Consider the following 8,517-nt stretch of genomic DNA (forward strand, 5'->3'; position numbering starts at 1 on the left):
TCCCTTGTTCATACCAGCACCAGATCATCCCGGTGGATCACGTTGCCACCGTAGTTGTACCCCAGCACGCTTTCGATGTCGCGCGAATGGCGGCCGGCCACGCGTCGGATGTCGCTGGCCGAGTACTGGCTCACGCCGCGCGCCAGCGTGACCTCGCCATCGGCACTGCGCACGCGCACCTGCACCATGTCGCCGCGGCGGAACTCGCCTTCGGCACCGGTCACCCCACCCGGCAGCAGCGACGCGCCCTTGTCGCGCAGCGCGGTCGCAGCACCCTCGTCCACCAGGATCGCACCGGCTTCCAGCGGCGCATGCCGCAACCAGTACTTACGCGCCGCGTCGCGGGTCTGCCCGGCATGGATGCGGGTACCGAACAACCGGCCCTGCGCGAGCGCGCGCACCACGTCGCCGTCGCGGCCGTTGAACAGGCAGGTGTCGATGCCCACGCGCCCGGCCTTGGCCGCTGCTTCCAGTTTGGTATGCATGCCACCGGTGCCCGCACCGCTGCCGGCGCCACCGGCCATGGCCAGCACCTCGAGGCCGAGCTCGGGCACGTCGTGGATCGGGCGGGCCTGCGGGTCACGGCGCGGGTCGGCACTGTACAGGCCGTCGATGTCGGTGGCGATGAACAGGATGTCCGCGTCGATCAGCGCGGCCACGGTGGCGGCCAGGTTGTCGTTGTCGCCCAGCTTGAGCTCGTCGACGGAGACGGTGTCGTTCTCGTTCACCACCGGCAACGCGCCCAGCCGCAGCAGCTCGTTGAGCGTGGCACGCGCGTTGAGGTAACGGCGGCGGTTGCGCAGGTCGTCGTGGGTGAGCAGCACCTGCGCCACCGGGCGCTCGAAGAAGCGCTGCCACAGACCGATCAGCTGCGCCTGGCCCAGCGCCGCCAGCGCCTGGCGTGCGGCCATCGCCGCGCCGGCCTCGATGGCGCGCGGCACGATGGCACGGCCGGCGGCGACGGCGCCGGAGGACACGATCACCACCTCGCGTCCGGCCAGTACATTCGCAGACACGAACTGGGCCAACCCCAGCGCGTGCCGCGGCGACAACCCACCGCCGTCGGCCGCCAGCAGGCTGCTGCCGACCTTGAGCACGGCCCGCTTCCAATGGGGCAGAGGTTGTTCGGGGAACGGAGACTGCACGCGGACGGGGCTCATCGCAGGGTTCGCCTCAGCGGGTGGACCATTCGTGGACGGAGGCGGTGGCGCTGCCGAGCACCAGCAGCGGATCGGCATCGACGATGGCCTGCGCCGCAGCGCGGTCGGCCACGTTGTGCAGCACATAGGCGCCGCCGCTCTTGTCGGTGAAGCCGCCGGTGATCAGCAGCTGGTCGCTGGCGCGGACCTCGTCGAGGAAGCGTACGTGTTCGGTGGCGGCGTGATCGGTGAAATCTGGCGTGCGGGTGACCAGTACGAGGTAGCAGGTAGTCATGGAACACCGTGTTCGGAAGAGTTGGAGGGGTGGGTTTCGGTAGGGTCGGTCCCCAGACGACCGCCGATAACGGTGATCGACGCTGGGACGCATGACCTTCACTGGGGTCGCGCTATCTCCCGATGGGGTCCATGCGTCACCCTGCCGATCATTCCTATCGGCGGTCGTCTGGGGACCGACCCTACCAATGCATATCGAATGGTGCCAATGGATCGGTGCCGATCGATCCATGCACGTCCGTCGGCACCAAACCTCATCTCCCTGCTTTACACCAGCGCGGCCCAGCGGGCGCGCAGTTCGTCCAGGCGCAGGTCGGCGGCCGCGCCGGGCGAGACGCGTGCGGCCAGGCTGCCTTCAGGGGTGCGCCCCTGCCCGGCGGTGTCCGACGCCGCCGCTGCGGCCTTGTAGGCCTCGCGGAACGGAACCCCGGCCACCGCCGCTTCCACCGCGACGTCGGTGGCGTACATGCCCGAATCGATGGCCGCGCGCAGCTTGTCTTCGCGCCATTCCAGGTTGGCCAGCAGCGCCGGCAGCAGCTCCAGCGCGGCCAGGCCCCGGCCGAAGCCGTGGAAGATGGCACCCTTGCTGCCCTGCAGGTCACGGTGGTAACCCGACGGCAGCGACAGCAGCTGTTCGATCTCGGTGCGCGCGGCGGCCACGCTGGCATGGGTGGCGCGCATCAGTTCGATCACGTCCGGATTGCGCTTGTTCGGCATGATCGAGCTGCCGGTGGTGTACTGCGCCGGCAGCGCGACGAAGCTGTACTCGCCGCTGGTGAACAGCGACAGGTCCCAGGCCAGCCGGCGCAGGTCGAGGGTGGCCCCGCCCAGCGCTTCCAGTGCGGCCAGTTCGAACTTGCCGCGCGAGAGCTGCGCGTAGATCGGCGAGATCTGCATGCGCGCGAAGCCCAGCGCATGGGTGGTGTGGGCGCGGTCCAGCGGCAGGTTCACGCCATACCCGGCCGCAGTGCCGAGCGGATTGGCATCGACCAGCGCAAACGTGTCGTGCGCACGCACCGCGTTGTCGATGAAGGCCTCGGCCCAGCCGGCCCACCACATGCCCGCCGAAGACACCACGGCGCGCTGGATATGGGTGTAGCCCGGCACCGGCAGGTGCTGTTCGGCTTCGGCGCGGTCGAGCGCGACCTTGGCCACTTCGCGGCTCAGCGCGGAGACCTGCAGCAGCTTGTCCTTCAGCCACAGCCGGGTGGCGACCAGGATCTGGTCGTTGCGGCTGCGGCCGGTGTGGATCTTGCGGCCGGCATCGCCCAGGCGCTCGGTGAGGCGCGCTTCGATCGCCGAATGGCAGTCTTCAAAGCGCTCGTCGAGCACGAACGCGCCGCTGCGGAAATCGTCGGCGAGCACGTCCAGCTCGCGCTGCAGCGCTTCGCGTTCGGCGCCGTCGAGGATGCCGATGTTCTCCAGGCCCTGCGCATGCGCCTTGCTGGCCTGCACGTCGTAGAGGAAGAACTCGCGGTCGAGGATGACGTCATCACCGGCCAGGAAGGTCTGGATTTTTGCGTCTACCGCGACGCCGGGCTTCTGCCACAGAAGGTCAGCCATGGGGTGCTCCAATCAATGCGGAATCGAGGTCAGTTCGTCCAGGCCCAGGGCCAGGTTGAGGTTCTGCATGGCCTGCGTGGCCGCGCCCTTGAGCAGGTTGTCCAGGGTCGCCACCACCACCACGCGCTTGCCGCCCGGGGCCACGGTGAAGCCACCGATCTGCACGCCATGGCGACCGGCGATGCGGCTTACCCACGGGGCTTCGTCGATCACTTCGATCAGCGCTTCATCGGCGTAGAAGCGGCGGTAGGCGTCCACGATCTGCTCGCGGGTCATCTGCTGCTGCAGCCACAGGTTGACGGTCATGGTGATGCCACGGAAATGCGGGGCCACGTGCGGCATGAACTCCACCGGCACGCGCAGGTGCGCGCTTACTTCGCGCTCATGCACGTGGTTGGTGAGCGCGTACGGCATCAGGTTGTCGCGCAGCAGTTCGGGGTTGTTCTTGTCCGACGGGGTGGTACCGGCGCCCGAATAGCCGGACACGCCGAAGCACTGCGGCGGACCGGCCAGCTGGTCGAGCAGCGGACCGATCGCCAGCTGCATCGCGGTGGCGTAGCAGCCCGGGTTGCTGATGTGCTTCTCGCCGGTGTAGTCGCCACGGGTCAGTTCGGGCAGGCCGTAGTACCAGCTGCCTTCGAAGCGATGGTCGGCCGAGAGGTCGACGATCACCGTGTCCGGGCGCGCGGCGTCCAGCGCGGTGACGAACGGCGCGGAGAGGTCGTTGGGCAGGGCGAGGATGACCGCGTCCATGCCCTTGGCAGCGACTGCGTCGGCGTCCAGGTTTTCGAAGAGCAGCGGGGCAGAGCCCCGCTCTACGAAGTCCGGGTAAATATCGCTCACGCGCTGCCCGGCCAGCTCGCGCGAGGACACGAAGCCCAGGCTCAGCTGCGGATGCGCGGAAATCAGCTTGATCAGCTCGGAACCGGTATGGCCACGTGCGCCGACAAGGCCGACGGTGAAGGTCTTGGGGGAGTTCATGCGTGTGCGTCCAGGCGGTCCTGCAGGGCGCGCTTCACGCCCGGCCATTCCGCGTCGATGATGGAAAAGACAACCGTGTCGCGCGGGCTGCCATCGGGATGCCGCTTGTGGTTGCGCAGCACGCCTTCCTGGGTGGCGCCGATGCGCGCGATCGCCGCGCGCGAGGCGTTGTTGAGGGTGCTGGTTTCAAACGCGACGCTGATGCAGCCCAGCCGCTCGAACGCGTGGGTGAGCAGCATCAGCTTGGCTTCGGTATTGACCCCGGTGCGCTGCGCCCAGGTCGCATACCAGGTGTACCCGATGCTCAGGCGCGGCACCGCTTCTTCCAGTGCGTAATACCGCGTGCTGCCGACCACGTTGCGGTCGGCGTCGAGCACCGCGAACGGCAGCGCCCTGCCCTGCGCCTGCTCCTGCAAGGCGTCCTGCACATACGCGGTCATGGTTTTGGCGCTGGGCACGTGGGCATACCCCAGGTTGCACAGCGAACCATCGCCGATCGCACCGCGCAGCCCGTCGATATGCGCCATCTGCAGCGGCTCCAGCCGCGCGTGGCGGCCGTCCAGCATCGGCACGCGGGTCCAGTCGGCGTGGTTCATGCGCTCAGCCCTCCAGGCTCGGCGTGCGCCGGGCGCAATGGTCCACATACGTGCGGATGCGCTCGAAGCCGTCTGCACCGAACCAGAAGACCTTCCAGTGGTCCTGCTTGTAGCAGCCATCGGACTCGGCGTAGTAGAAGTGGTTGATCGGATTGCCGTGGCGCGAACGCCAGAACAGCTGCGGGGTTTCCTCCAGCATCACGTTCCACACGGCACGGCCCAGGCCTTCGCCCTGTGCGTCGTCGAGCACGGCGAACTTGTCCAGGTACACGCCCTCGGCTTCGTCAGTGAGGATCACCGCGGTGCGGTAGTTCTCGCTGACGTACGCGCGCAGCAGCTTGGTCTTCTGGAAATAGTCCGGCACCAGGGTGCGGCCGAAACTGGATTCGATCAGGCCCTTCAGGCGCGGCAGGTCCAGTTCATCCCAGGCGGTGGCGCGCAATACTTTCTCGCCCTTGCGTACCAGCGTGCCCGAGCCCTTGTGGGTGAACAGCTCCTTGGCCAGGTCGGCCGGACGGGTGATCGACACCGACGATTCCAGCGGCAGGCGATCAAGCAGATCCTTGATCTGTTCGATCTTCACCTTCATGCCGCCGTGGATCCACGGTTGCGCGATCAGATGGTCGTACTCGGTGGACAGGTTGATCGAATCGATCACGTTGCCCGCCTCGTCCAGCAGGCCACCGGTGCCGGTCAGGAAGATGATCTTGTACGGCTGCAGTTCCTGCACCAGCTCGTTGGCGGCAAAGTCGGCGTTGACGTTGAGGATCTGGCCGCCGGCAGTCTCACCCAGGCTGGTGATGACCGGGATCGAACCGGCGCGCAGGCTGGCCTCGATTGGCGCCAGGTTGACCTTCTTCACCTCGCCGACCAGGCCGTAGGTGTCCACGTCCAGGTACTCGGCCTCGAACACGCCACCGGTGATCGAGGTGGCGCGCGCGCCGTTCTGCTGCAGCGCCTCGACCAGGCGCAGGTTGGACTGCTGGAACACCCGGCGCACGATCGCCAGCGCTTCCGGCGAGGTCACGCGCAGGCCGTTCACGGTCTGCTTCTCGATGCCGGCGGCCGACAACTCGGCATCCAGCTGCGGGCCGGCGCCGTGCAGCACGATCGGGGTCAGCCCGACTTCCTGCAGGAACGACAGCGAGGAGGTCAGCGCGTCGAGATCGTCGCGCAGCACCGCGCCTCCGACCTTGACCACGGCGAAGCGCTTGGCGTCCAGCTGCGAAAAGCGCTTGAGGTACTGGCTGATCTCCTTCGCGCTGGCCATGCTGGAAAGCAGGCGCACGATGGTCTGGCGGGTCTGGCGGTGGGGCTGGAGGGAAGAAGGCATTTCGGTTTCGTCACAGGCGGCCGCAGCCGCGATGGAAGGTCCGTCAGTGGGGGGCCACGACGGCGTCATTCGGTCAGGCGCCGGCGCTGATGATGCGGTGCACGGCGTCGGTGTAACGCTGCAGCTGCTCCAGCGTCACGAACTCGTCGGCGGTGTGGGCCTGGGCGATGTCACCCGGGCCGAACACCAGCGTGGTGTAGCCACCGGCCGAGAACAGCGAGGCCTCGGTCCAGAAGTCCACGGCATTGCCGATCGGCAGCTCCAGCGCATCGGCCACATCGCGCGCCAGCAGGCGGCGGTTCTCGGCCTCGGCGATGTCACCGGCCGGCAGGCTGGGGCCACGGAAGGTTTCGGTGAACAGCGCGGCTTCCGGTTCGGCAAAACCGGCGAAGGTCGCCAGCAGGCCATCGATGTCCATCGACGGCAGCGGACGGAAGCCGAAACGCACTTCGGCGGCCGGCGCGATCATGTTGGCCTTGATCCCACCTTCGACGCGACCGATGTTGAAGCGCAGGCCGGTCAGCCCGCCGAAGCGCGCAGACGCCAGCGATTCCACATGGTCCAGCGCGCGGTTGCCCCAGCGCATGGCCTGGTGCAGCGCGCTGGCGGCGGCATCCTGCTTGCCCGAGGCATGCCCCGCGCGGCCAGCGAACTGCATCAGCACCGAGCTGATGCCACGGTGCGCCAGCACCGCCTCGCTCATGGTCGGCTCGGCCACAAGCACCGCTTCGTACGGAATGCCGCGGGCCAGGAACGCGGCGATGCAGCGCGGATCGTTGGCTTCTTCATCGCTGGAGAACAGGAAGGCCGCGTCACCGTCGCTGGCATTGGCTGCGGCCACCAGTGCGGCGGCCGCGCCCTTGATGTCACACACGCCCAGGCCGACCACGCGGTCGTCCAGGCGCCGCATCACGTGCGGGTCGGCACTCCAGTGCGGCGAATCGGGCACGGTATCCAGGTGCACGTTGAACAGGTACCTCGGCGTCCCGCGCACGGCGTACAGGCTGACCGCACCGGCGCCGTGGTCGATCACCTCGACGTTGAAGCCGGGCAGGTTCGCGCGCAGGTAATCGAAGATGCCACCGGTGGTGATCGCACGCGGCGGATTGCGGGTGTCGAACGACACCAGCGCCTGCAGGTGGGTGAGCGTTTGTTCAATCATTTCAGCGGTTGACCTGCGCGTACAAGGTGGAGCTCATGCCGAAGAGCTTGATGAAGCCTTCGGCCTCTTCCACGCCCCAGTCGGCCGACTGTGCATACGTCGCACCCTTGGTGTTCAGCAGGTGCGGCGACTTCACTGCCACCGCATCGACGCGGCCGCCACGGGTTTCCAGCACCACTTCGCCGTTGACCTTGACCTGCGAGGACTTCAGGAACGCTTCGATGTCGGTCTTCAGCGGGTCGTGGTAGAAGCCTTCGTACACCAGCTCCACCCACTTGCGTGCCACGTCCGGCTTGAAGCGGTTCTGCTGCTTGGTCAGCACCGCATCTTCCAGCGCGCGGTGCGCGGCCAGCAGCGAAACCAGGCCCGGGGCCTCGAACACGATGCGACCTTTCAGGCCGATCACGGTGTCGCCGGTGTAGACGCCACGGCCAACGCCGTACGGGGCGAACAGCTTGTTGAGCTGGGCCAGGATCTGGTCGCCCGGCAGCGCCTTGCCGTTCAGTTCAACGGCTTCGCCTTCGACGAACTTCAGGGTCACGGTCAGGGCCTGTTCCGGCCACTCGCTGCGCGGTGCGCACCAGCCACGGGCGCCCTCGCCCGGGGCTTCCCAACGGTCGATCTCGCCGCCGGACATGGTCAGGCCCAGCAGGTTCTCGTTGATGGTGTAGGCCTGCTGCTTGGCGCGCACGCCGAAGCCGCGCTCTTCCAGGTACTTCTGCTCGTAGGCGCGGGTCTGGGTGTGCTCCTTCTGGATCTCGCGGATCGGCGCGATGATCTGGTAGTCGCCCAGCGCCTTCACGGCCAGGTCGAAGCGGACCTGGTCGTTGCCCATGCCGGTGCAGCCGTGCGCGATGATGTTGGTGCCCAGTTCGGCGGCGCGCTTGAGCGCGGCATCGACGATCAGGTAGCGGTCGGAGACCAGCAGCGGGTACTGGCCCTGGTAGCCTTCGCCGGCCCAGACGAACGGCTTGACGAAGCCGGCCCAGATGGCCGGGCCACCGTTGACGGTAACGTGGCTGGTGACACCCAGTTCGGCGGCGCGCTTTTCGATGAAGTCGCGTTCTTCGTCATCCACGCCGCCGGTATCGGCGAACACGGTGTGCACGTTGTAGCCGCGCTCCTGCAGGTAGGGCACGCAGAAGCTGGTGTCGAGTCCGCCGGAGAAAGCCAGGACGATGTCTTTGTTGGTGGTCATGGGGGTGTGGTCCGATTGTTTTGAATGCGAAACGGTGATGTATCGGGTGCGTCCGGGGACAGCCACGCAGGGCGTGGCTCGACCGGGTTATCGGCCTGCTACTGCGGCCATGATGGCCTTCTGGACGTGCAGACGGTTTTCGGCTTCGTTGATCGCGATGCACTGCGGCGAATCCATCACCGCGTCGGTGGCCTTGACGTTGCGGCGCAGCGGCAGGCAGTGGCTGAACACACCGTTGTTGGTCAGCGCCA

Annotated in this window: 8 protein-coding genes and 1 pseudogene; all 9 read right to left on the reverse strand. The window is 67.3% G+C overall.

The window, feature by feature from the left end; translation table 11 throughout:
- Nucleotides 1–8: 8 nt before the first annotated feature.
- Nucleotides 9–1,160: a glutamate 5-kinase gene (gene proB, locus RYM47_RS15260; protein ID WP_315388886.1), complete on the reverse strand. Its 1,152-nt coding sequence runs from the start codon at nt 1,158–1,160 to the stop codon at nt 9–11.
- Between the two features lie 13 nt (nt 1,161–1,173).
- On the reverse strand, nt 1,174–1,434 hold the full coding sequence (locus RYM47_RS15265; RefSeq protein WP_315388887.1) for a YciI family protein: 261 nt from the start codon (nt 1,432–1,434) through the stop codon (nt 1,174–1,176).
- Between the two features lie 266 nt (nt 1,435–1,700).
- A complete protein-coding gene (gene argH, locus RYM47_RS15270) occupies nt 1,701–2,996 on the reverse strand; it encodes an argininosuccinate lyase (RefSeq protein ID WP_315388888.1) in 1,296 nt (431 codons plus the stop codon).
- A 12-nt stretch (nt 2,997–3,008) separates the two neighbouring features.
- Complete coding sequence (gene argC, locus RYM47_RS15275) at nt 3,009–3,977, reverse strand: N-acetyl-gamma-glutamyl-phosphate reductase (RefSeq protein ID WP_315388889.1); 969 nt, start codon at nt 3,975–3,977, stop codon at nt 3,009–3,011.
- The gene (locus tag RYM47_RS15280) at nt 3,974–4,573 is read right to left on the reverse strand and encodes a GNAT family protein (RefSeq protein ID WP_315388890.1); all 600 of its coding nucleotides are present in this window, start codon (nt 4,571–4,573) and stop codon (nt 3,974–3,976) included. The genes argC and RYM47_RS15280 overlap by 4 nt, the downstream gene beginning before the upstream one ends.
- A 4-nt stretch (nt 4,574–4,577) precedes the next feature.
- The gene (locus RYM47_RS15285) at nt 4,578–5,906 is read right to left on the reverse strand and encodes an acetylglutamate kinase (protein WP_315388891.1); all 1,329 of its coding nucleotides are present in this window, start codon (nt 5,904–5,906) and stop codon (nt 4,578–4,580) included.
- 73 nt (nt 5,907–5,979) lie between these two features.
- Nucleotides 5,980–7,068, reverse strand: a complete 1,089-nt coding sequence (locus tag RYM47_RS15290; protein WP_315388892.1) for an acetylornithine deacetylase — start codon at nt 7,066–7,068, stop codon at nt 5,980–5,982.
- Nucleotide 7,069: 1 nt separating this feature from the next.
- On the reverse strand, nt 7,070–8,266 hold the full coding sequence (locus tag RYM47_RS15295) for an argininosuccinate synthase (RefSeq protein WP_315388893.1): 1,197 nt from the start codon (nt 8,264–8,266) through the stop codon (nt 7,070–7,072).
- A gap of 87 nt (nt 8,267–8,353) precedes the next feature.
- Nucleotides 8,354–8,517, reverse strand: a pseudogene (locus RYM47_RS15300) (acetylornithine carbamoyltransferase); the annotation flags it as partial.

The organism is uncultured Stenotrophomonas sp. (assembly GCF_963519125.1).
Lineage (GTDB): Bacteria > Pseudomonadota > Gammaproteobacteria > Xanthomonadales > Xanthomonadaceae > Stenotrophomonas.

Coding starts and splice junctions, on each gene's coding strand:
- proB (WP_315388886.1), bottom strand. CDS start 1,160: ATGAGCCCCGTCCGCGTGCAGTCTCCGTTCCCCGAACAACCTCTGCCC.
- RYM47_RS15265 (WP_315388887.1), bottom strand. CDS start 1,434: ATGACTACCTGCTACCTCGTACTGGTCACCCGCACGCCAGATTTCACC.
- argH (WP_315388888.1), bottom strand. CDS start 2,996: ATGGCTGACCTTCTGTGGCAGAAGCCCGGCGTCGCGGTAGACGCAAAA.
- argC (WP_315388889.1), bottom strand. CDS start 3,977: ATGAACTCCCCCAAGACCTTCACCGTCGGCCTTGTCGGCGCACGTGGC.
- RYM47_RS15280 (WP_315388890.1), bottom strand. CDS start 4,573: ATGAACCACGCCGACTGGACCCGCGTGCCGATGCTGGACGGCCGCCAC.
- RYM47_RS15285 (WP_315388891.1), bottom strand. CDS start 5,906: ATGCCTTCTTCCCTCCAGCCCCACCGCCAGACCCGCCAGACCATCGTG.
- RYM47_RS15290 (WP_315388892.1), bottom strand. CDS start 7,068: ATGATTGAACAAACGCTCACCCACCTGCAGGCGCTGGTGTCGTTCGAC.
- RYM47_RS15295 (WP_315388893.1), bottom strand. CDS start 8,266: ATGACCACCAACAAAGACATCGTCCTGGCTTTCTCCGGCGGACTCGAC.